This window comes from Micromonospora sp. CA-269861, from assembly GCF_050948505.1.
Lineage (GTDB): Bacteria > Actinomycetota > Actinomycetes > Mycobacteriales > Micromonosporaceae > Micromonospora.
The window spans coordinates 6,101,006-6,122,656 of sequence record NZ_CP192014.1; the positions used below are offsets into that span (position 1 = coordinate 6,101,006).

Genomic DNA, 21,651 nt, shown 5'->3' on the forward strand with positions numbered 1-21,651 from the left:
GCGTTGCAGCGAACAGCCTCGGCTTGATCCGCAAGCCGCGGCCGGAGGAGTTGGAGGATCCGACCATGCTGACGATGTATTCCACCCCCTGGTGCGGCTACTGCCACCGGCTGAAGTCGCAGCTCGACCGGGAGGGCATCGGGTACGAGGTGGTCGACATCGAGCAGGACCCGAAGGCTGCGGAGTTCGTGATGAGCGTCAACGGTGGCAACCAGACGGTGCCGACGCTGCGCTTCGCCGACGGCAGTGCCCTGACGAATCCCTCGATCACCCAGGTCAAGCAGCACCTGGAGACGCTCAACGCCTGATCTGCCGGTTCATTCTCGGTGCGCGGCCGCCCCACCCGGGGCGGCCGCTCGTCGTGTTCGGGACCGGGTCACGGGGGCGACGGTCGGTGGGTGCGGCAGGCCCGGGTCGGTCGGTGTCCTCGACCGGTCGGCGGGGCGCCGGGAGTGTCGGGCAGGTGGGCGGCGTCGGCGGGTGGGCCCCGGTGGGCTCGCTCAGGTGCCGGCCCCGCCACAGGTAGCTACCAGCGGCCAGCGTGGCCAGCCCGACCAGCGCGAACAGCAGCCGGTAGTCCAGGAACCCGACAAGCAGGGCACCCGCCCCGATCGAGACCGCCTGCGGCCCGCGGACCATCGCCTGGGTGGCTGCGGCCACCCGGCCGACGAGCGCGGGCGGGGTCCGACGCTGGATCAGCGTGTGCAGCCCCACCATCGTCAGCGGGAGCGAGACCCCGGCCAGCAGCACCGCCGCGAACCCGAGCCGCAGATCGGGGTACGCCAGCGCGAACGCGGCCGGAGAGAAGAAGGCGACCCCGGCGGCCAGCGTGCCGACCTCCCCGAGCCGGCGAACCAACGTCGGTGAGCAGAGCCCCCCGAGCAACCCGCCCACGCCCTGCACGGTGAGCAGCACGCCCACGAAGGCGGCGTCCCGGTTCAGCCCCTGGTCGACGTAGGCGAAGATGAGCGACTCGCTGAAGCCCATCACCAGTGACCCGAGCCCGTAGCCGAGCAGGGCCCGCCGCAGGGCCGGCTCGCCGGCCAGGTGCCGCAGGCCGGCGACCAGTTCGGCCGGCCATCGCAGTCGTACGGCCGGCGGCAGCTGTTGCGGGGTGGGCAGCGCGGTCACCACCGCCGCCGCGGTCAGAAATCCGACCATGCCGATCCCGGCCAGCGCCCATCCGCCGAGCGCCGCGTAGAGCGCCGCGCCCACCAGTGGGCCGACCAGCCGGATCCCCTGACGTACGGTCTGCAGGACGCCGTTCGCATCGGCCAGCAACTCGACAGGCACCATCTCGCGGATGAGCCCACTGAGCGCCGCGCCGAGCGTGATGGACGAGAGTCCGTACAGGGCGGCCACCAGATAGACGACCCAGACGTCGCCCGCGTCGCGCACCGTGAACAACGGGACGAGCAGGGCCGCGGTCACCACGTTCGCGACCACGAAGAACGGCCGGCGCGGGTACCTGTCGACGACCCAGCCGACAAGCGGCGCCAGCGTCATCGGCGCGATGACCGCGAAGATCGTGGCACCCGCCAACCCGTTCGAGCCAGTCAGATCCTTGACCCAGATGGCGAGTGCCAGCACCAGGATCGACTCGGCGGTCATGCTGGCCAGCAGGCCGCCGAAGAGCAGGCGGAAGTCGGGTCGGCGCAGGATCGTGCGCATGGGGTCCCTCCGGCGGGATGGCGTGCCCAGGTGGGCGAGGTCGACGGCCGCGACCGCGGGTCCGTCGTCATCCGGCATTCCCGTGGTCCGATTTTCGCAAGACACGCCCTCGCCGGACCCTCCGACACTGGTCGCGCCGTCCATACTGACCGTGGGGGGCGAATTTCATACAGTTACCGTCGCGTCTGCGGCGGTCGACGGGAAAGAGGACACTGTGCCTCCTGCCGCACCCAGCCCGATCCTGCGTCGTCGCCGGTTGGGCGTCGAGCTGCGCCGCCTGCGTGAGGCCGCGGGCCTCACGGGCGATCAGGTCATCGAGCGTATTGGTTGGGCCTCCGCGTCCAAACTGTCCCGCTTGGAGAACGGCCGCAGCCGACCGGACCCGCAGGACGTCGGCGACCTGCTCGACCTCTACGGCGCCGACCAGGCGCTGCACGACGAACTGCTGGGCATCACCAACGAGGCCGGCGACATGCGCGGCTGGTTGAAGAACTTCCCGGTGATGACGCAGCAACAGCGCGGCTGGGCCGAGCTGGAGGCGGGCTGCGCGGAGATCTCCGAGTACAACCCTGTGCTGGTGCCGGGCCTGTTGCAGACTCCCGGGTACGCCCAGCTCCGGATCGTGTCGGCCCGACAGGTGAACGCCGGCGCGGGCGAGCCGGAGCCCGGCGACGAGCCGGAGACCGAGGTGCAGGCGCGGCTGGCTCGCCAGTCGCTGCTGACCCGGGAGCCGCACGCTCCCCGCTACACCGCCGTGTTGGAGGAGGCGGCTCTCGGCCGCCGAGCCGGGCCGCCGGAGGTGCTGCACGAGCAACTGCTGCAACTCTGCGAGTTGGCCCTGTTGCCCAACGTGGCCCTGCACGTGCTGCTCCGCGACACGCAGATCGGAAATTGGTACCTTCCGCCGACCGCTTTCTCCGTCTATCGGTTCGCCGATCCCCTCGATCCGGAGACATTGGCCATCGAAGGTGGCTTCACCGACGTCATGTCGACCGAGTCAATCACGCTAAATCGCTATAAAGTGGTGTTCGAGTGGCTATGCACGGCGGCACTTAACGCCTCGGACACCCTCTCCTGGCTGATCGAGGCGACGGGACGGCTGACCGAGGCGACGCCCCCATCCACAGTGGCGTTCGGGCCGGCAACGGCGCCGACCCAACGCCGCCGCGACTCGGGGCGACTGACGGACCGGTGATCCACGGGGGACCCTCCGTCGGGACGTGCGGCACCACTCGTCCCATCGGATCGCTGCACATCAGGAGCAGAACCATGAACGACATCCGCAACACGCCGTCCGTCTCCGCCCACTCGTTGGCGGACGCCCCGTGGCGTACCAGCACGCGCAGCCAGACCTCCAACTGCGTGGAGGTCGCCCCGCTCGCCACCGGCCCGTCGGCGATCGCCCTGCGCGACAGCAAGGACCGGGGCGGCCCGGTGCTGCTCTTCAACCGTGCCGGATGGCTCGGTTTCATCACCGGAGCGAAGAAGGGCCAGTTCGATCTGAACTGATTCGATGATCGGGTACGGGGCCGTCGGCACACTGCCGGCGGCCCCGTCGCGTCGCACCCGCCAACCCGACACCCGCCGACCCGCCGAATCCTGGCTCTCGACGACCCGCCGACCATGCTGAGCAGCCATCCGCCGATCGGACGAGGCTCGAAAACGATAGGCGCGTTTCAGTTGCTGGGACGAACACGGGGCGTAACATGACCCTCGAGTACGTGGAACTTCCACACTGGCTATCCGTCGCGGTTCATCCGGAGACCCTCATGCGGTTCCTGATCGTTCGCACCGACATCCGCGCCGTCGCTGACGGGGACATCGCCGCCGCCTGGGCTGACGGCCACCGACTTCGCGACGAGACGACCACGCCCGAGCCGCGACGGCAGATCGTGCACGCCGAGGACCGCGACGCCGCACTGCTGCTGGCCCGCGCCCTGGCCACGGTCGGCGCGGTCCGCGCCGGCAGGCAACGGGTCAAGGTCCTGCCGCTGATCGAGCCGCGGCCCGCCTTCCGACACAGACCGGGCCGCGCCGGCACCTGATTCCACAGGTCGTCCGTCGTGGTCGGACCGGCTCCCCCGCCGCGTTTCTCGCACCCACCGACCACGACGGCCCGTGTTCCCGGCCCGTGACCGCCGCGGCAACGGCGGCCACGGGTCGGGACCGTGCTCAGCGGTCCCCGTCCACCCAGCCGTCCAGCCAGCGATGAATGAGGAACAGCGCGATGGACGACGGAGGCGGCAGGATCAGCCGGGCCCCATCCCCCACGTCCACCGTCTGCCCGGCCAACGCCGCCCCGATCTCCCGGCGGGAGAACCACCTGGCGTACGCGATCTCGGACGGGTCGACCCGCACCGGCTCGGTCGGGTTCGCGGTGGCCAGGAAGCCCAGCATCAGCGAGCCGGGGAACGGCCAGGCCTGGCTGCCCACGTACCCGATGCGCTCGACCCCGATCCCCACCTCCTCGCGGACCTCGCGCAGCACGGCCGCCTCCGCCGACTCGCCCGGCTCCACATAACCGGCCAGGCAGGAGTAGCGCCGACCACCCGGGGTCCCCTGCCAACTGACGTTGTTGCCGAGCAGGCAGCGGCCGTCCGGGCCGTCCACGCCATCGTGGACGAGCACGATCATCGCCGGGTCGGTACGCGGCCAGATCCGCCCACCATTGCGGTCCACCCGGGACCAACCGGCCTCGTCCATCGCTGTCGGCGCCCCGGTGCTCGTCGAGTAACCGTGGCGGGTGTGCCAGTTGACAAGCGCCAATGCCGTGGTGAAGATGCCGGCCTCCCGGTCGGCGAGCAGGTGGCCAACCTCGCGGAGGTGGACCGCCCGGGTCCCCGGGATCGTCGGCAGCGGCGCGTCCACAGCGAAGACCGGCACCCCGTCCGGCTCGACACCCAGGAACATCGCCGTCGACTCCGACCCGACGGGCACGTCACCCGCACCGAACAGCACCAACGTCGGAGGCGACGTCTCGGTGCGGGCCAGCGTCCGACCCTCGTCGGTCGAGTCGAGCAGAAGCACCCGGGCGCGCAACCACGCCTCGGTCAACCACTGCGAGTCACCCCGCCGGTGCGCCGCCCGATCCAGCGTGGACCGCGCCAACGGCGGCGCCGCCTCCCCGCTCACGCCTTCTGCTCGGTGTGCACCGTGGTCAACGCGGCCAGCCCGGGGGTGACCCGCTCCGCGTCGCCGAGCACCACGATCGCCGCCCGAGCCGGTGCCAGGTACCGGGCCGCCGCCTGCGCGACGTCGTCGATGCTCGCCCCCGCCAACCTCGCGGCGTACTCGGCGAGGAAGTCCAGGCGCAGACCGTTGCCCGCGTACGCGCTCGTCAACGCCGCCAACCCCGCCTGGGTGGACATGCCGAGCTGGAGGGTGCCGAGGGCGTACTGCCGGGCCTGCTCCAACTCCTCGGGCTTCGGTGGCAGCGACGCCAACCGACCCAGCTCGTACGTCGTCTCCAACAGCGCCGGACCGGTGACCTCGGTGGCCACGTCGGCGGCGGCGACCAGCACCGACCCGGCGACGGAGTGCTCGATCACCGAGTGCGGGCCGTACGTGTAGCCCTTGTCCTCGCGGATGTTCTCCACCCACCGGGAGGAGAAGTAGCCGCCGAAGATCAGGTTGGCCAGTTGCAGCGGGGCGTGGTCAGGGTCGGTGCGCGACACCGCCGGAAGCGCGATCCGCAGCGAGGACTGCACCGAGCCCGGCCTGTCGACGAGCAGCAGCGGCCCCGGCTCCAGCGGCGGGGTCGCCGGCAGGTCGGCCGTACGCCCGGCACCCGACCAGCCGCCGAGCGCCCGCTCGGCCGCGTCCAGTGCCTTCTCCGGCTGCACGTCGCCGACCAGCACCAACTGCGCGCCGGTCGGGTGGACCCGCTCGGCGTGCAGGGTGCGCAGCGCCGCCGGTCGGACGGCACGGATCTGGCCGGGCTCCGGCGTCTGCGTCGCGTACGGGTGCCGGCCGTAGACCCGCTTGAGCAGCGCCTCCCGGGCCAGGTGCGCCGGTTGGCTCTGCGCCACCTGGATCCGGTCGACCAGCCGGTCCCGTTCGGTGGCCACCTCGTCGCTGGGGTAGCTGGCGGCGGTCAGCACCTCGGCCAGCAACTCCAGCATCCGGTCCAGACCGGTGACCAGGCCCGCGCCGGAGAGCATCAGCCGGTCCGGGTCGACGCCCGCGGAGAGCCCGCCGCCCACCTTCTGCAACTCGGCGGCGATCTGCACGCTCGTCATCGACTCGGTGCCGGAGAGCATGGTCTGCGAGAGCATCGCGCCGCGGGCCAGGTGGACCCGGCCGAACGGCACCCAGAGCCGCAGTTCGACGAGCGGCACGGCGGGCCGGCGTACGGCGATCACGGTGAGACCGTTGCGCAGCGTGCGCTCGGCCTGCTTGGGCACCTTGAGCTTGCGGGTCGGACCGAGCGGCGGCAGCGTACGCGGCCCGACCGGAGCAGTGGTGGCGGTCGTCGTCATCGGGCACCTCCGGCAATGACCTCGATGGCGGCCCGACGCTCCGGGCGCAGGGTGGCCGCAGCGGCCCGGACCTGCTCCTCGGTGACCTCGCCGACCAGCCGGGGCAGCTCGTTGAGCAGGCCCGGTTCGCCGCGTTGCTGCTCCAGCACTGCCATCCGCAGCGCCCGACCGAGCACCGCGTCGGTGTCCCGTAGCAGGTGCGTCGCCATCCGGGCCTGGGTACGGGCCAGCTCACCGTCGGTGAGCCCGTCGGTGGCCAGCCGGTCCAACTCCTCGTCGATGGTGCGCAGCACCTTGTCCACATCGCCCCCGGGCGGCAGGTGCGCCTGCAACAGCAGCGCGGTGGGATCACGGACGTCGAACGGATCGCCCATGAAGCCGAGGTATCCGCCGAGGCTCGTCACCGTGCGGTCCCGCTGCACCAGCCGCTCGACCAGCCGCGACGCGTCGCCGTCGGTGAGCACCTCGGCCAGCACCACGTACGGCAGGTAGCCGGCGAAGTCGGTGACCGGGTCGGGCACGCGCCACGCGCCGGCCACCGCCGGCAGCGGCGCCAGCGCATCGGTGTACGAGGTGCGCCGCTCGGCGGTCAGGTCGGGCTCGGTGAAGTCGGGCCGTTGCGGCGCGGGCCGGGCCGGCACGTCGCCGAAGTGCCGGGTGACCAGCTCGGTCGCCTCGGCCACGTCGATGTCCCCGCTGACGGCCAGCACGGCGTTACCACTGGCGTAGTAGCGGCGGAAGAAGTCCGCGGCGTCGGCGACGGTCGCCGACTCCAGGTCGTCGAAGGAGCCGTAGCCGTCGTGGGCGTTCGGGAAGGTGTCGAACATGACCGGCGGCAGGGTCAGCCAGGGGAAGCCGCCGTACGGCCGGTTGAGGACGTTGACCCGGATCTCCTCCTTGACCACGTCGACCTGGTTGCGCAGGTTCTCCTCGGTCAGCCGGGGGCCACGCATCCGGTCCGCCTCAAGGAACAGCGCGCGTTCCAACGCGTTGCTCGGCAGCGTCTCGAAGTAGTCGGTGTAGTCCAGGTGGGTGGAGCCGTTGAAGGTGCCACCCGCGCCCTGCACATGCCGGAAGTGGGCCAGCTTCTCCAGATTCTCCGAGCCCTGGAACATCAGGTGCTCGAAGAGGTGGGCGAAGCCGGTACGCCCCTCCGGCTCCGAACGGATGCCGACGTCGTAGACCACCGCCACCCCGATCACCGGGGCACTGCGATCGGGGGTGAGCACCACCCGCAGGCCGTTGTCGAGGGTGAACCGCTCGACCGGATACTTCGTCGCTGGAATTCTGGATCTCCGCGCCGCCACGGAGTCGACCCTAGCGCGTCGACACCTCCGCCACCCGCGACCTTCCCGGAGCAGCCGCGACCGGGGCCGTCACCAGCGGCAGCACCTCGGCGCCGACCCGCTCGGCCTCCTCGCGGTGCGGCCAGCCGGAGAGGATGAACTCGTCGACGCCGAGCGCCGCGTACTCGTCGATTCGGGCCGCGACCTCGGCGTAGCTGCCGACCAGCGCGGTGCCGGCGCCCTCGCGGACCAGGCCGACGCCGGCCCAGAGGTTCGGTGCGACGGTGAGCCCGTCGGTGCGGCCGGCGTTCAGCGCGGCCATCCGGGCCTGGCCCACCGAGTCCATCCGGCGGAACCGGGCCTGGGCGGCGGTGATCCGCTCCGGGCTCATCCCGGCCAGCAGCCGGTCGGCCTCCGCCCACGCCTGCGCGCTTGTCGGCCGGGCGATGACGTGCAGCCGGAGGCCCGTGCGCAGGGTGCGGCCCTGCTCGGCGGCGAGCGCCCGGACCCGGGCGACCCGGGCGGCGATCGACGTCGGCGGTTCACCCCACATCAGGTACACGTCGGCCTGTCGGGCGGCCACCGTCTCGGCAGCCGGGGACGCGCCGCCGAAGTAGACGGGGGGCGGCGCGGCGAGTGGGGTGGCCAGGCCCCCGCCCTCGACCCGGTAGTGCTCTCCGGCGTAGTCGAACGGCCCGCCGGCCCAGGCGCGGCGCAGCACCTCGACGAACTCGCCGGTACGCGCGTAGCGGTCGTCGTGCCCGAGGAAATCGCCGTACGCCCGCTGCTCGGCCGGGTCGCCCCCGGTCACGATGTTGAGCGACAGCCGGCCGCCCGAGATGGCCTGGAACGCCTCGGCCTGCTGGGCGATGAGGGTGGGCAGCGCGAAACCGGCCCGAACCGCGACAAGCATGCCGAGCCGCTCGGTGTGCTGGGCGACCGCCGCGCAGACGATCCACGGGTCGGGGCAGCCGGCACCCACCGGCGTGAGAACGGCGGTGAACCCGTTGGTCTCGGCAGCCCGGCCGACCTCGGCCAGGTAGGCCACCGTCGCTGCCCGGTCGTGCCTCGCGGCCCCCGCGGCGACGGTGGCGGCACCGACCTGGTCGCCGTCGCCGGAGGTGGGCAGGAACCAGTGGAAGGTCATCGCGAAGTCGCCTCTCTGCCGGTGACCGAATGCCGATTACCCTAGCAAGCTGGTAGGAAATACCGACATAACTGAGACGGGCCATCCCGCCATGTGGATGGGTCTTGACGCTGACCGCGCCCTGGCCCACTCTTCCTACCAACTAAGTAGGAATACTGCGGATTGGATGGACGATGAGACGGCTCCCCCTGCGCCGGTTGGTCACCCTGGCCACCCTCGCCGTGGTCGGCGCGGCGACCCTGGGCAGCACCGCCGCGTGCGGCGACGACAGCGATGGCGCCGGCGGCAGCTCCGGCCCGGTGACGCTGCGCCTCGGCTACTTCCCCAACATCACCCACGCGCCGGCGGTCGTCGGCGTGGAGAAGGGCATCTTCGCGGAGAAGCTCGGCACCAACGTCAAGCTGGACCCGAAGACCTTCAACGCCGGCCCGGCCGCCATCGAGGCGGTCTTCTCCGGCGCGCTGGACGCCACCTACATCGGTCCGAACCCGACGGTGAACGCCTTCTCCAAGTCCAAGGGTGAGGCCGTCCGGGTCATCTCCGGCGCGGCCTCCGGCGGCGTGGCGCTGGTGGTCAAGCCCGGCATCGCCGGGGCGCAGGACCTGAAGGCCAAGAAGATCGCCACCCCGCAGCTGGGCAACACCCAGGACGTGGCGATCCGTTACTGGCTCAAGCAGCAGGGCCTCACCACCACCAAGGAGGGTGGTGGCGACGTCAAGATCGTGCCGCAGGAGAACGCCCAGACCGTCGAGACGTTCAACAGCGGCGCGATCGACGGCGCCTGGGTGCCCGAGCCGTTCGTCTCCCGCCTGGTCAACGCCGGCGGCAAGGTGCTTGTCGACGAGCGCGACCTGTGGCCGGACAAGAAGTTCGTCATCACCAACCTGCTGGTGAGCACCAAGTTCCTCAAGGCACACCCGGACGTGGTGCAGAAGCTGGTCGACGGCCAGGTGGCCGCCAACGAGTTCGTCAACACCAAGCCGGACGAGGCGCAGCAGGCCATCTCCGACGCGATCGGCAAGATCACCGGCAAGCCGCTGGACCTGAAGCTGATCAAGCAGGCGTGGCCGACGTTGGAGTTCACCAACGACCCGATCTCGTCCTCGCTCAAGGCCGGGCTCGACCACGCCGTCGACGTGGACCTGACCGAGCCGGTCGACCTCAAGGGCCTGTACGACCTGAAGTACCTCAACAACGCGCTGAAGGCGCAGGGGAAGCCCGAGGTCGTCCAGCCATGACGTCGACCACGACGACGCCGGAGAGCGCGACCACCGCGGTCGCGCTCTCCGGCGTGACCAAGGTGTACGGGCGCGGGGCGAACGCCGTCCTGGCCCTGGACGGTGTGTCGCTGGACGTCGCGCCCGGCGAGTTCGTCTGTCTGGTCGGCGCGTCCGGCTGCGGCAAGAGCACCCTGCTCAACCTGGTGGCCGGGCTGGACCGGGTCAGCGGTGGGCAGATCACCCTGGCCGGCGACGCCAACCCGGGCCTGATGTTCCAGGAGCCGGCGCTCTTCCCGTGGCTGACCGTCGACGCCAACGTGGAGGTACCCCTCAAGCTGCGCCGGCTGCCCCGGGCCCAGCGCCGCGAGCGGGTGGCCGAGCTGTTGCGCACGGTGCACCTGGCCGACTTCGGCCGCAAACGCCCGCACGAACTCTCCGGCGGCATGCGGCAGCGCGTCGCACTGGCCCGCACGCTGGCCCTGGACACTCCGGTGCTGCTGATGGACGAGCCGTTCGGCGCGCTTGACGCGATGACCCGGGACATCCTGCACGACGAGCTGGAGCGGATCTGGTCCGAGCGCAACCTCTCGGTGCTGTTCGTGACGCACAACGTCCGCGAGGCGGCCCGGCTGGCCGACCGGATCATCCTGCTCTCCAGCCGACCCGGCCGGATCATCTATTCCACCGAGGTGAACATCCCGCGCCCTCGTCGGATCGACTCCCCCGAGGTCGCCGCCATCGCCGCGGAGGTCACCGAGCGGCTCCGTACGGAGGTGGGCCGCCATGGCCAGTGACACCCTCACCAGCTCGGCGCGTACCGACGCGGAGATCACCGGACTCGACGCGCTGGAGATCGCCGGCCGGGACAAGGAGGTCTCCCGGGGCGCCCGCATCTGGGCCGCCACCTGGCCCAAGCTCGCCGCCCTCGCCATCGCCATCGGGATCTGGCAGGCCGTGGTCTGGACCGGGTGGAAGGACCCGTGGGCCCTGCCTGGCCCGGGGCCGGTCTTCGCCGACCTCGCCGACTACTTCCTGAGTCAAGCGCTCTGGGACGGGCTGGCCACCACCGCACGGCGTGCGGTGATCGGCTTTGCCGCCGCGGTAGCCGTCGGGCTGCTGCTCGGCCTCGGCGTCTCTCGATCGAAGGTGCTCCGGGCCGCCATCGGGTCCATGATCACGGCACTGCAGACGATGCCGTCGATCGCCTGGTTCCCCCTGGCGATCCTGTTGTTCGAACTCAGCGAACAGGCGATCTTCTTCGTGGTGGTGCTCGGCGCCGCGCCGTCCATCGCCAACGGTGTCATCCATGGCGTGGACTACGTCCCGCCACTGCTGCAGCGCGCCGGCCGCAACCTGGGTGCCCGAGGTCTCAACCTGTACCGATACGTCATCGCGCCGGCCGCACTGCCCGCGATCGTCGCCGGCCTCAAGCAGGGTTGGGCCTTCGCGTGGCGCAGTCTGATGGCCGGTGAATTGCTCGTGGTCATCGCCGCGCGAACGTCGATCGGCGCTCAGCTCACCTACGCCAGGGATTTCTCGGACGCGGAACGGCTGATGGCCATCATGATCGTCATCCTGGTCGTCGGGCTCCTCGTGGACACCGCGTTCGGCGCTGCGGACAAGGCCATCCGGCGTCGCTGGGGCGTGCTCGACCAGGCGGGCAACTGACCCGTGTACGTCTCCGCGCGCAGCGACTACGCGCTCCGGGCGATGCTCGCCGTCGCCGCCGCTGCCGGTGGTGGCGGCGACGGCGACAGGTCGGGCGAGTTGGTGAAGGCGGCCAGCCTGGCCGAGGTGCAGGACATCCCGCTCAGCTTCCTGCAGGGCATCCTGCTCGACCTGCGCCGGGCCGGTCTGCTGCACAGCCATCGCGGTGCCGACGGTGGGTACGCGCTGACCCGCCCACCCGACGAGATCACCGTTGGAGACGTGCTGCGCGCGGTCGGCGGCTCGCTCACGACGGTGCGCGGCCTGCCGGCCGAGCGGGCCGGCTATCACGGAGTGGCCGCGGGCCTCACCGACGTCTGGCTGGCGGTGCACGGGGCGATCGCCACCGTGGTCGACAGCACCACCCTGGCCAACCTGCTCACCCACGCCCCCACAAAAACCTGACCCCACCCCCACGCCCCGCCGATCTTGCACTTTCTGCACTCACATCACGGGTGTTACCGGGCATACCGGCAACCGAAAGTGCAAGATCGACGCATGAGAACGGGGGCGCCGGGGGGGCGACGGTGATGTGGTCGGGTCGGTGCCCCGCCGACCCGACCACATCTCGTACCGATCCTGACCGGGCCTGCCCCTCCGCCGGCACCGGTAGGCCGGTCGCTGCTCAGCCCACGTGTGCGTTCGCCGGGCCGGGGCCCGGGCCGCCAGGACTGTGCAGCTCCACCAGACCGGCGGGAGCGTTACCCGCCGAGGTGGCGTGCCAGGGTGCGAAGGCCGCAACCATGGCGAGCAACAACCCGGCGAGCGCGACCGCGACCACCAGGATCAGTTCACGCAGCGCTCCCGAGCCGGCTTCGCCCGCCATGGTCACCCCTCCCGCGCCGGGCCCCCCGCCCGACTTCCCCCGTCGGTCAGCCTCGACCACGACCGCCCGGTGCGCAGTCGGCCAGCCGACCCAGCGGAGGCTGATTACCGACTCAGAAGTGTGGGCCACCCGGCGCGGTCGGCTGGCCGGTCGGGCGGCACGGACCACCGACCGGCCCGGGGCACCGCGCAGACAAAACCGACCCGCCCCGCCGAAGCGGGACGGGTCGGTCGACGCGCAGAGGATCAGACGGTACGCGGGCGACGCGGGCGACGGGACCGACCCGACGCGCGGTGTGCCGGCCGGGCGCCACCCTCGGCGGACGCGCCACCGGAGGTACGTGCCCGAGTGGCGGGCGCCGGCGGAGCGACGATGGTCACCGGCACACCTGACGGCTCGCGGGCACCGGTCACCCGGGCCAGCGCCCCGTCACCCGGGCGCACCTGGACCGACTCGGGCCGGATGCCGGCGGTGGCCATCAGCCGGGACACGTCCCGGCGCTGCTCCGGCAGGACCAGGGTGACCACGGAACCGGACTCGCCGGCCCGGGCGGTACGGCCGCCCCGGTGCAGGTAGTCCTTCGCCTCGGTCGGCGGGTCCACGTTGACCACCATGTCCAGGCCGTCCACGTGGATGCCACGGGCCGCCACGTCGGTGGCGACCAGGGCGGTCACCTGGCCGTTGCGGAACTGCTCCAGGATCCGGGTGCGCTGCGGCTGGGACTTGCCGCCGTGCAGCGCTGCCGCGCGTACGCCCTTGGAGAGCAGCTGACGGGCCAGCCGGTCGGCGCGGTGCTTGGTGCCCATGAACAGGATGGTGCGGCCCTCACGGGCGGCGATCCGGGTCAGCGCGTCGGGCTTGTCCGCAGCGTCGACGTGCAGCACGTGGTGGGTCATCGCGGTGACCGTCGCGGTGCCCGGGTCCACCGAGTGGGTGACCGGGTTGCTCAGGAAGCGGCGGACCAGCCGGTCCACGCCGCCGTCCAGGGTCGCGGAGAAGAGCATCCGCTGCCCCTGCGGCGCGACCTGCTCCAGCAGCTTGGTGACCTGCGGCAGGAAGCCCATGTCGGCCATCTGGTCGGCCTCGTCGAGCACGGTGATCTCGACCTGGTCGAGCCGGGCGTCGCCACGGTTGATCAGGTCGTGCAGCCGGCCGGGGGTGGCGACGACCACCTCGGTGCCGGCGCGCAGGGCGTCCGCCTGCCGCTGCAGTGACAGCCCGCCGACGACTGTGGCGCAGCGCAGCCCGACGGCGCGGGCGTACGGGGCCAGGGCGGTGGTGACCTGCTGGGCCAGCTCGCGGGTCGGCACCAGCACCAGGGCCAGCGGGCGACCCGGCCGCGCCTTACGGCCAGCGGTGCGGGACAGCAGCGGAAGCCCGAAGGCGAGGGTCTTGCCGGAGCCGGTACGACCCCGGCCCAGCACGTCCCGGCCGGCGAGCGAGTCGGGCAGCGTCGCCGACTGGATCGGGAACGGCTCCGTGATGCCCTGCGCGGTCAGCGCGGTGAGCAGCGCCGGCGCCAGACCGGTATGAGCGAAAGAAGGAATAACTGTGGTCATGCGGAAGCCTTCCTCGACGCGGCACGTGTCGAGGGAGGGCGCCGAAGTCGGCGCTGTCACCAGCGGAAAAAGGCCGCCAGGACTCACAAGCACGAACCGAAGGGAGTACAGGCCGGCCCGCCGCCGGGCCGCCGCCTGCGTAGGCAGGCGACAGCGGGGCGGGCCGGTCCCGTCACCGTCACACCCGGAGGGCGCGACAGGTAATGCTGACCGATCCGAAGATCAGAGCGGGCGGATGTTCTCCGCCTGCGGGCCCTTCTGGCCCTGGGTCACCTCGAACTCGACCCGCTGGTTCTCGTCCAGGCTCCGGTAGCCGGAGGACTGGATCGCCGAGAAGTGGGCGAAAACGTCGGCGCCGCCGCCGTCCGGGGTGATGAAGCCGAAGCCCTTGTCAGCGTTGAACCACTTCACGGTGCCAATAGCCATGTGTTTCGTCTCCTTGACGGAACGTCGGACACGCACTTGTTGCGTGCCCGAAGAGGAGCGCTCCGCGCGGGGATGCGCGAATCGCCTGTCGCTTCTGGTCGCCCCGCCCGGAGAACTCCGGACACAACAAAGAGCGCCTGGGGCCACAATCCCGCCAGGCGCACACAGAGTCTCTGGTAACCAAAACTGCAACCCGGTCAACCTACCACGGTTTTCCCCGCAGTGGTCAATGTTGGGCAGAATCCTCAGGCAACTGGGCGATCATGGCCGTGAGGCCCGTCACATCCAGCAGATCGGCAGGCCGGACGGTCACCCCGTGCCGGACGTAGTGGAACGCCGCACCCACCCGGTCGACAGGCACGCCGGCCAGCTCCGCCCAGGCCAGCCGGTACACGGCCAGCTGCACGGCGGCCACGTCAGCCGCCGGCCCGCCGGGCTGTGCACCGGTCTTCCAGTCGACCACGTCGAACCGGCCACCCGGCCGGGCGAAGACCGCGTCCATCCGGCCCCGCACCACCACTCCGGCGATCACCGTGGCGAACGGCACCTCCACCTCCACCGGTGACCGGTCGGCCCACTCGCTGGCCAGGAACCGCTCCTGAAGCTCGACCAGAGCCTCGTCGGGTGCGGCATCGGCGTCGGCCGCACCGGGCAGCTCGTCCAGGTCCAGCAGGCGGTCGGCGCCGAAGCGCTGCTCCAACCAGGCGTGGAAGGCGGTGCCTCGACGGGCGTACGGATTGGGCTCGGCCGGCACCGGGCGACGCAGCGTACGGGCCAGCGCCGCCGGATCGCGCCGCAGCGCGACCAGCTGGGTGACGCTCAGCGCTCCGGGCAGAGCCACCTCGACCGCTCCGGAGAGCCGGGTCAGCTCGGCGCGCTCCGCCAACAGCAGGTCCGCCTCGCGCTGCCAGCGCGCCACCTCCGGATCCACCTCCGGCCCGGTCGGCTCGACCGGCTCGGCCTCCGACCCGATCGGCGTCACCGGCCCGGCAGGCACCGACCCGACCGGCCCGGGAGGCACCGACCCGACCGGCCCGGGGAGCGCCGCCGTCGGACCGTCGGCCATCAGGCGACGCACCAGCCCGGCCGCCTCGGCCAACGCCGGCCGGCGACCGCCCAGCGGGTCGGCCGGCCACTCCGCGCGGAGCACCACCTCGGCCGTGGGGTTGGTCGCGTCGGGGGTCGGCTCCGGCGCCCACGCGTCGATCAGGTGCCCCGGCCCGCCGTCGAGGCAGGCGTCGTACACCTCACGCAGGAAGACCGACGGACCTCGCGGCCGCTTCGTGCCCTCTCCCCACCAGTAACCGGAGCAGAGCAGCAGCCGGCGCGGCCGGGTCACCGCCACGTACGTCAGCCGGCGTTCCTCCCGCTCGTCGTGGGCCCGCCACGCGTCGGTGAAGTCGGTCACCGCCCGCGCCACGGCCCGCTGGTCCCCCGCCTCGTCGAGCGCCAGCTCGGGCAGGCCGTCGGCGTCACCGCGCAGCGGGAACGGCAGCACTCCCAGCCCACCCAGCCAGTGGTCGGAGTTGCGGACCGGCCCCGGCCACAGCCCACGACTGAGCCCGGCCACCGCCACCACGTCCCACTCCAGGCCCTTGGCCGCGTGAGCGGTCACCACCTGCACCGCGCCCTCCACCACCTCGACCTCGCCCGGCGCGAGACCACGCTCCTCGTCCTCGGCGGCGGCCAGGTAGGACAGGAAGCCGGACAGGGTGGCGCCCGGCGTCTCCCCGCTGAATCGGGCGGCCACGTCGCCGAGCGCGTCCAGGTGCCCCCGGGCCAGGCCCGCGTCGCCAGCGCCGTCCCGGCCGGCCCGCACCGCGACCTCCACGTCCAGGCCGATGGTCCGCTCGATGTCCGCGATCAGGTCCGGCAGCGCCTGGTCCAGTCGGTAGCGCAGCAGCGCCAGCTCCCGGCCGTACGCGCGCAGCCGCGCAAACCCCTCCGCCGAGTACGCCTGCGCCGGCCCGAGGTCGGCCAACGCCTCCACCAGAGTCGCCTCGTCCAACAGGTCAGGGCTGATCTCCGAGGCCTCGTCGGCGGCGACCTGTCGCCGGGCGTTCGCGATGGCCCGAGCCCGCCGGTGCAACGCCACCAGGTCACGCGGCCCGATCCGCCAACGGGCGCCGGTGAGCAACCGCAGCAGCGCGGCGCCATCGGTCGGGTCGGCCAGTACGCGCAGCGTGCAGACCACGTCGCGTACCTCGGGAGTGTCCAGCAGGCCACCCAGCCCGACCACCTCGACCGGAAGGCCACGCTCACGCAGCGCCGACTCGATCGCCGGGATCTGGCTGCGGACCCGGACCAGCACGGCGGTCGTCGGGCGCCGCGCCACCGGGATGTGCTCCGGGGCCGCGCCGGGCGTCCCGGCCGCCCCGCGCCAGGCGGCGAGCACGCTGTCGGCGATCCAGTCGGCCTCGTCGGCGTACGTGGGCAGCATCGCGCAGTGCACAGTGCCGCCGGCCGCGCCACCCGGGCTGCGGTGCGGGATCGGGTCCCGGACGGTCAGCGCGGAGCGCAGCTCCGGCACCCGGGCGCCCGCCGCCCGCAGCGGAGTGGACAGCGCGTTCGCCACCCGGAGGATCTCCGGTCGGTTGCGCCAACTCGTGGTGAGCCCCAGCGCCGGGGCCGGCTCACCGTCGGCGCGGGCGAACTCGGTGGGGAACCGGTCCAGTGTGCCCGCGCTGGCCCCCCGCCAGCCGTAGATCGACTGGCACGGGTCGCCCACCGCTGTCACCGGGTGCCCACCACCGAACAGCGCGTTGAGCAACACCACCTGGGCGTGGCTGGTGTCCTGGTACTCGTCGAGCAGCACCACCCGGAAGCGGTCCCGCTCGATCACGCCGACCCCCGGGTGGTCCCGGGCCACCCGGGCCGCCCGGGCGAGCTGGTCGGCGAAGTCCATCGCCTCGAAGTCCTCCTTGCGCCGGGCGTACGCGCGCACCAGCGGCAGCAGACGCAACCGGGTCTGCTGGAGGGTGAGCGCCTTGCGCACGTCGGCGTACACCCGACCCGGCCGGGACTGCACCTCGGCGAAGAACCGACCGGTCCAGGCCGCCAGCTGGTCCGGCGCGACGAGATGCTCGTCCAGCTCCCCGGCGAGCGCCAGCACCGCGTCGGTGATGGTGCTCGGCATCCGGTCCACCTCGGACATGTCGCCGTCGTAGTTGCGCACCAGCAGGTCGACCAACTGCCAGCGGGACGCCTCGGTGAGCAGCCGGGTGGACGGCTCGTAGCCGGCCCGCAGCCCGTGCTCGGTGACGATCCGCCCCGCGTACGAGTGGTAGGTGGAGACGGTGGGCTCACCCGCGAGTGGATCGTCGAGCGGGTCCCGTCCCTGCCGGCCGAGGCGGCGGATCAGCTGGTCGAGCCGGGTCCGTACGCGATGGGCCAGCTCGCCTGCCGCCTTGCGGGTGAAGGTCAGCCCGAGGATCTGCTCCGGCCGCACGTACGAGTTGGCCACCAACCAGACCACCCGAGCGGCCATCGTCTCGGTCTTGCCCGACCCGGCGCCGGCGACCACCAGCAGCGGCTCCACCGGGGCGGCGATGATCGCGGCCTGCTCCCGGGTGGGCGCCGGCAACCGCAGCAGCTTGGCCAGCTCCACAGGCGTGTACCGGGGGCCGGAGTCCGCGAGCCGCGGCGTCGGCGCGGGACCCGCGCCGAACAGGGTGGGCTGACTCACGGTGCTGTCACACCTCGCAAGCTCACTCCTCGCCCTCACGGGTGCGTCGGACGGTGGGCGGCTCGACGACCTGGCGCCCCTGCCCGGAGACCGGGCAGCTGGTGCGCACCGGGCAGACCCGGCACTTCGAGTTGGCCACCGCGGCGAACGTGGCGGCTGCCATCGTATCGGCGGTGCGCCGGACCAGCGCGGTCGCCCAACCGGCCGCCGGCCCCTCGCTCGCGGCCGGTTGATTCTGCTCCCTGGCGTCCTTGGCGGACGTCCCGAGCTGCACCAGCGCGGCGCCCCCGGACTCGTCACCGAACTCGGCGAAGGCCCCCGCCTCCACCGCCGCCTGGTAGGCGCCGAGCTGTGGGTGTTCCGCCAGGTCGGTGCCGGTGACAGCCGTGGACTTGCCGGTCTTCAGGTCGATCACCACGAGCCGCCCGGCCTCGTCGACCTCCAACCGGTCGACCCGTCCGGTCAGGTCGACGGGCCGGTTCGGGTCGTCCAGGCGGACAGCGAACTCGTGCTCGATGGCGAGCAACCGACGCGGGTTGGTGGCCAGCCAGCGCAGCAACTTGTCGACCATCGCCTCGGCGCGTTCCCGCTCCGGCCCGGCCATCCACCGGGCCGCCAGCTCGATCGCGTCGAACCGGGCGGCCACGTAGTCGAGCAGCGCGCCCCGGTCGGCGCTGGCGTCCTCGGCGAGCATCGCGGCGGCGTGCACCAGGTTGCCCACGCCCTGCGCGGTGCTGGTCGGGCCGCTGCCGCCGTGCCGCTCCAGCAGCCACCGCAGGCTGCACCGCAACGCGCTCTCCATGGCCGACGGGGTGACCCGCACCGGATCTCCGTCGTCGACGAGCGGGCGATCGTCGGAGAGCACGCGCAACCCCCACCAGTCGTCGGGGTGCGCACCGGGCACTCCGGCGGCGGCGAGCCGGGCCAGTTCGGCCGCCGCTGCGCGCCGCCGGGCCGCCGGGGCTGCCGGGTCGGTGATGGCGGTACGCAGTTCCGCGACCAACGCCGGCAGGGTGAGCGCCCGAGGTGGACGGGTCACCGGCAGCGCCCCGGAACGGTCCGGCTCCTCGTCCCCGGTCTCGCCTGCCGCAGCACCGCCGGTGCCGCCGCCGGAGGACGGCTCGGTGCGTGGACCGGGCGGCGGGCCGGGCGTGCTCGGCGGCGTGCTCGGCGGCGGCGTGCTCGGCGGCGGCGTGCTCGGGCCCAACTCGTGCAGGAACCGGCTGGGCTGCTCCTCGTGATCGTCACCGCCGACGGCGGCCGATGCCACGGCGCTGACCAGCAGCCGGTGCCGGGCCCGGCTGACGGCGACGTGGAAGAGCCGGCGCTCCTCGTCCAGCAACGCCGAGGTCTGACCCACCACGTTCGCCACGGTCGCGCCGTCGACCGACCGGCCGGCCAGCACGTCGACAAGGCGCTCGGAGCCGAGCAGGCTGCCGCGCAGCCGCAGGTCCGGCCAGATGCCCTCCTGCACGCCGGCCACCGCGACCAGGTCCCATTCCAGGCCCTTCGCCGCGTGCGCGGTGAGCAGGCGTACCGCCGCGCCCCGGTCGGCGGTCGGGGCGATGGTGTCGGCCGGCAGGTCCTGGGCGAGCACGTGGTCGAGGAACACCTCGGCGCGGGCACCGGGCAGCCGGTCGGTGAACCGGGCCGCCGCGTCGAAGAGGACCAGCACGGCATCCAGGTCGCGGTCGGCCGCCTCCGCTCGCCGTCGCCGGGCCAGGTCGCCCTCGCCGGCCTCCGGACGCCCCTGGTTGATCGCGCCGGCCCAACGCTCGGCGAGACCACTGGCGTGCCAGACGGCCCAGAGCACGTCCTCGGCTGTCGAACCCGGCCGGGCGGCGGCTTCGCGTGCGATGGCCAGCAGCCCGGCCACCGCCTGCGCCGGCTCCGCCCAGCGGCGGTCGATGCTGGCCAGCTCCTCCGGATCGCGCAACGCCTCGACGATCAGCTCCCCGGAGGGCGTCGGTCACCGCCGGCCAGCGCGAGCGCACGCAGGCCCTGCCGCAGCCGCCGCTCGGCCAGCGGATCGGCCCCGCCCAGCGGCGAGTGCAGCAGCGCGACGGCCGTCTCCTCGTCGAGTCGTTCCGGCTCCAGCGCGCAGCGCAGCAGGAGCAGCAGCGGCGCGACCGCCGGTTGCAGATGCAGGGGCAGATCCTCACCGTGCACCACTGTGGGTACGCCGGCAGCGTGCAGCGCCCGTCGTAGGGTGGGCAGCTGCAACGCGGTGGACCGCACCAGCACCGCCATCCGTGACCAGGGCACGCCGTCGAGCAGGTGCGCCGAGCGCAGCGCGTGGGCCAGCCAGGCGGCCTCGCTCGTCGCCGAGCGGAACGTGTGCACCTCGACCACGCCGGGCGGCGCGTCCGGCAGGGGGTGCAGCCGACGGTGCGCGGCTGGACCCCGGAGCCGACGACCCAGCCGGGCGATCGCGGCGAGCAGAGCCGGCCCGGCCCGGTACGACGTGCTCAGCAGCACCTGTGCGGCCGGCGCACCGGAAGCCGTCCGGAAACGGTGCGGGAACGTCGCCACCCCGGCCGGATCGGCGCCCCGGAAGGCGTACGTGGAGGAGTCCGGGTCGGCGAACGCGACAAGCGACTTGCCACCGCCCGCGATGACCGAGAGCAGTTCGAACTGGGCGGGGTCGGTGTCGGCCAGCTCGTCGAGGTAGACGTGGGAGAGCCGGCGGCGCTCGGCGGCCAGCAACTCCTCGTCGTCGCGCAGCAGCCCGGTGGCCGCCCGGACCAGCTCCGCCGGGTCGTACGCGATGGAGCCCCGGTTGCTGACGTCGCGCAACGCCAGCACGGCGACGTACTCCCGGAGGAAGCGGGCGGCGGCCGGCCAGTCGGCGCGGCCGAGCTTGTCACCCAGCCGGGCCAGGTCGATCGGGCCCACGCCGCGTTCGGCGGCGCGCATGAGCAGGTCGCGTAGCTGGCCGGCGAACGCCCGGGTCCGCAGGGCGGGGCGCAGGTCGGTCGGCCAGCCGACCGGGTCGTCCTCGGGCTCCTCGCCCACCACGTCCAGCAGCTCACGGATGATCAGATCCTGCTCGGGGCCGGTGAGCAGCCGGGGCGACGGTTCGCCCCGCTCGGCGGCGGCGCGGCGGAGCAGCCCGAAGGCGTACGCCGGGAAGGTGCGCACCAGCGGCTCCCGCAGCACCCGGTGGCCGTCCTGCGCGATCCGGGCCTCGATGCGCTGCCGTAGCGCGGTGGCGCCTCGGCGGCCGAAGGTCAGCACGAGGATCCGTTCGGGGTCGACCCCCTCGGTCACCCGGGCGGCGACCGCCTCGACAAGGGTGCTGGTCTTGCCGGTGCCCGGGCCACCGAGCACGAGCATCGGCCCGTCGGTGTGCCCGACCACCTCGGCCTGCACCGGATCGGCCCGCCAGCCGCTGTCGCCAACCGTCAGCGCGGGCCCGGCCAAGCGATCGGGCCCGGCCGACGCACCGACACCGCCCCCTGACGTGCCGCCGCCGGCGGGCACGGAAGCGCTGTCAGGCGTCGCCCCGTCCCCCCGCGCCGGCCCTCCGGACCGCCGCACCAACCGGTACGCCTGCATCAGCTCATCCCATCAGACCCATACGACACCCACCCAATCCCCCACCCACCCCCGTCCCATCCCGACCCCACCCCACCATCCACCCCTG

At 72.8% G+C, this 21,651-nt stretch carries 19 protein-coding genes; 8 read left to right on the forward strand and 11 right to left on the reverse strand.

The genetic code is table 11. The annotated features are described in order from the left end of the window. Positions 1-65 precede the first annotated feature (65 nt). Entirely contained in the window at positions 66-308 is a 243-nt protein-coding gene (locus ACQP0U_RS27950) for a mycoredoxin (RefSeq protein ID WP_030337579.1), read from the forward strand. Here the strand turns inward: ACQP0U_RS27950 and ACQP0U_RS27955 are convergent. Continuing rightward, positions 298-1,671, reverse strand: a complete 1,374-nt coding sequence (locus ACQP0U_RS27955; RefSeq protein WP_433312755.1) for an MFS transporter — start codon at positions 1,669-1,671, stop codon at positions 298-300. The two genes, ACQP0U_RS27950 and ACQP0U_RS27955, sit on opposite strands and share 11 nt — an antisense overlap. 214 nt (positions 1,672-1,885) lie before the next feature. Between ACQP0U_RS27955 and ACQP0U_RS27960 the strand changes: the two genes are divergently transcribed. The 3 genes from ACQP0U_RS27960 (at position 1,886) to ACQP0U_RS27970 (ending at position 3,716) form a co-directional block, all read left to right on the forward strand. Beyond that, positions 1,886-2,866 (forward strand): helix-turn-helix domain-containing protein, encoded by a 981-nt coding sequence (locus ACQP0U_RS27960; protein ID WP_433312758.1) that lies wholly within the window; start codon positions 1,886-1,888, stop codon positions 2,864-2,866. Between the two features lie 74 nt (positions 2,867-2,940). Then, positions 2,941-3,180 (forward strand): DUF397 domain-containing protein, encoded by a 240-nt coding sequence (locus ACQP0U_RS27965; protein WP_433312761.1) that lies wholly within the window; start codon positions 2,941-2,943, stop codon positions 3,178-3,180. A 260-nt stretch (positions 3,181-3,440) separates the two neighbouring features. Continuing rightward, the gene (locus ACQP0U_RS27970; protein WP_433312762.1) at positions 3,441-3,716 is read left to right on the forward strand and encodes a hypothetical protein; all 276 of its coding nucleotides are present in this window, start codon (positions 3,441-3,443) and stop codon (positions 3,714-3,716) included. Between the two features lie 127 nt (positions 3,717-3,843). Here ACQP0U_RS27970 and nudC read toward each other — a convergent pair whose 3' ends face one another. The 4 genes from nudC to ACQP0U_RS27990 are packed head-to-tail and all read right to left on the reverse strand — an operon-like array spanning position 3,844 to position 8,582. Continuing rightward, a complete protein-coding gene (gene nudC, locus ACQP0U_RS27975) occupies positions 3,844-4,803 on the reverse strand; it encodes an NAD(+) diphosphatase (RefSeq protein ID WP_433312765.1) in 960 nt (319 codons plus the stop codon). Further along, positions 4,800-6,149 carry a M16 family metallopeptidase gene (locus ACQP0U_RS27980; RefSeq protein ID WP_433312768.1) on the reverse strand — a complete coding sequence of 450 codons (1,350 nt, stop codon included), beginning with the start codon at positions 6,147-6,149 and terminating at the stop codon, positions 4,800-4,802. Before ACQP0U_RS27980 ends, nudC begins: the two co-directional genes overlap by 4 nt. Further along, positions 6,146-7,456: a M16 family metallopeptidase gene (locus ACQP0U_RS27985; RefSeq protein ID WP_433312771.1), complete on the reverse strand. Its 1,311-nt coding sequence runs from the start codon at positions 7,454-7,456 to the stop codon at positions 6,146-6,148. Before ACQP0U_RS27985 ends, ACQP0U_RS27980 begins: the two co-directional genes overlap by 4 nt. Before the next feature lie 10 nt (positions 7,457-7,466). Continuing rightward, entirely contained in the window at positions 7,467-8,582 is a 1,116-nt protein-coding gene (locus ACQP0U_RS27990; protein WP_433312774.1) for an LLM class flavin-dependent oxidoreductase, read from the reverse strand. A 173-nt stretch (positions 8,583-8,755) separates the two neighbouring features. Here ACQP0U_RS27990 and ACQP0U_RS27995 point away from each other — a divergent pair, with 173 nt between their 5' ends. The 4 genes from ACQP0U_RS27995 to ACQP0U_RS28010 are packed head-to-tail and all read left to right on the forward strand — an operon-like array spanning position 8,756 to position 11,914. After that, positions 8,756-9,820 carry an ABC transporter substrate-binding protein gene (locus tag ACQP0U_RS27995; protein ID WP_433312777.1) on the forward strand — a complete coding sequence of 355 codons (1,065 nt, stop codon included), beginning with the start codon at positions 8,756-8,758 and terminating at the stop codon, positions 9,818-9,820. After that, positions 9,817-10,596 carry an ABC transporter ATP-binding protein gene (locus ACQP0U_RS28000; protein WP_433312780.1) on the forward strand — a complete coding sequence of 260 codons (780 nt, stop codon included), beginning with the start codon at positions 9,817-9,819 and terminating at the stop codon, positions 10,594-10,596. The genes ACQP0U_RS27995 and ACQP0U_RS28000 overlap by 4 nt, the downstream gene beginning before the upstream one ends. Beyond that, a complete protein-coding gene (locus ACQP0U_RS28005; protein WP_433312783.1) occupies positions 10,586-11,470 on the forward strand; it encodes an ABC transporter permease in 885 nt (294 codons plus the stop codon). The genes ACQP0U_RS28000 and ACQP0U_RS28005 overlap by 11 nt, the downstream gene beginning before the upstream one ends. A 3-nt stretch (positions 11,471-11,473) precedes the next feature. Further along, on the forward strand, positions 11,474-11,914 hold the full coding sequence (locus ACQP0U_RS28010) for an RrF2 family transcriptional regulator (protein WP_433312785.1): 441 nt from the start codon (positions 11,474-11,476) through the stop codon (positions 11,912-11,914). A 220-nt stretch (positions 11,915-12,134) separates the two neighbouring features. On the opposite strand, the gene ACQP0U_RS28015 is transcribed toward ACQP0U_RS28010, so the two are convergent. The 6 genes from ACQP0U_RS28015 to ACQP0U_RS28040 form a co-directional block, all read right to left on the reverse strand. Continuing rightward, complete coding sequence (locus tag ACQP0U_RS28015; protein ID WP_433312788.1) at positions 12,135-12,335, reverse strand: hypothetical protein; 201 nt, start codon at positions 12,333-12,335, stop codon at positions 12,135-12,137. 245 nt (positions 12,336-12,580) lie between these two features. Next, positions 12,581-13,894, reverse strand: coding sequence for a DEAD/DEAH box helicase (locus tag ACQP0U_RS28020; protein ID WP_433312791.1), 1,314 nt, complete (start codon positions 13,892-13,894; stop codon positions 12,581-12,583). Between the two features lie 222 nt (positions 13,895-14,116). Further along, positions 14,117-14,320 carry a transcription antiterminator/RNA stability regulator CspE gene (gene cspE / locus ACQP0U_RS28025; protein ID WP_007464836.1) on the reverse strand — a complete coding sequence of 68 codons (204 nt, stop codon included), beginning with the start codon at positions 14,318-14,320 and terminating at the stop codon, positions 14,117-14,119. A 226-nt stretch (positions 14,321-14,546) separates the two neighbouring features. Beyond that, positions 14,547-18,005 (reverse strand): ATP-dependent helicase, encoded by a 3,459-nt coding sequence (locus ACQP0U_RS28030; RefSeq protein ID WP_433312793.1) that lies wholly within the window; start codon positions 18,003-18,005, stop codon positions 14,547-14,549. 22 nt (positions 18,006-18,027) lie between these two features. Then, positions 18,028-19,941 carry a PD-(D/E)XK nuclease family protein gene (locus ACQP0U_RS28035; RefSeq protein ID WP_433312796.1) on the reverse strand — a complete coding sequence of 638 codons (1,914 nt, stop codon included), beginning with the start codon at positions 19,939-19,941 and terminating at the stop codon, positions 18,028-18,030. A gap of 11 nt (positions 19,942-19,952) precedes the next feature. Beyond that, positions 19,953-21,428, reverse strand: coding sequence for an ATP-dependent helicase (locus ACQP0U_RS28040; protein ID WP_433312799.1), 1,476 nt, complete (start codon positions 21,426-21,428; stop codon positions 19,953-19,955). Positions 21,429-21,651 lie beyond the last annotated feature (223 nt).